The following is a 223-nucleotide window of genomic DNA, read 5'->3' as shown; positions in this document are numbered from 1 at the left end:
ATTCAAAGTCTTCTTGGAATCCTACACTAATCCACCAGTGACGACCGTCAAATGTAACTCTTGGATTGGATGGCTTTTTATTTTTTGGTAGTTGTTGGCTTGTTTTCACTTCTCCAATAGACTGAATATGAATTACTTTCTTTCCTATAATCAGCCTTTCATAATTGGCATAAAATCCTTGGATTACATCTTTTTTGGATTTATAAGAAGTGTGATAACCATT

Annotated in this window: 1 pseudogene; it reads right to left on the bottom strand. The window is 33.6% G+C overall.

Annotated features, from left to right (window positions below):
• Positions 1 to 223 (bottom strand): annotated as a pseudogene (locus BAQ44_RS04000) (RNA-guided endonuclease InsQ/TnpB family protein); the annotation flags it as partial.

Source organism: Bacillus mobilis (assembly GCF_001884045.1).
Taxonomy (GTDB): Bacteria; Bacillota; Bacilli; order Bacillales; family Bacillaceae_G; genus Bacillus_A; species Bacillus_A mobilis.
The sequence above is the reverse complement of the archived record's forward strand: the minus strand, read 5'-3'. Positions and strand labels throughout refer to the sequence as shown.